The 419-nt window shown below is 71.4% G+C and carries 1 protein-coding gene; it reads right to left on the bottom strand.

The window, feature by feature from the left end; genetic code table 11:
• Positions 1 to 419 (bottom strand): hypothetical protein (locus tag HCK00_RS26715; RefSeq protein WP_168104618.1); only part of this gene is annotated, 419 nt, incomplete at both ends.

The raw sequence follows: 419 nt of genomic DNA, 5'->3' as shown, positions 1-419 counted from the left end.
CCGGCGAGTTCCGCCGCCGCGGTCCACAACTCCATCCGGAACGGCGTGTACCGGCTCAGCGCCGCATCGTTCGACCGCAGCCTCTCCAGCGCCCCGATCCCCTTGACCAACGGCGTATACCGGGCCGCGTCCCCCTCGACCTCCGGACCGAACACGATCCGCAACGCCCGCACCAGCCGCAGCGTCGTCCGCCGAACCTCCACCGACGCATCCGCCGAACCCCGGTGCAGCCCAGCCGTCCGCGCCAGCCCGTCCAACTCCGCCACCGTCGGCTCCGGGAAGAACTCCACATGCCGACCGGCCGGACCACCATGCGGATCGAACAGAAGCCGCGCATCCGGGCTGTACCCACTGCTCACCGTCGGCGCCGTCGTCACCCGACGGCTCGCATTCGCCGTGTGCTGCCCCAGCGACACCTC

The organism is Streptomyces zingiberis, from assembly GCF_012034935.1.
GTDB classification, from domain to species: Bacteria; Actinomycetota; Actinomycetes; order Streptomycetales; family Streptomycetaceae; genus Streptomyces; species Streptomyces zingiberis.
This window is presented reverse-complemented; position numbering and strand designations above follow the sequence as displayed.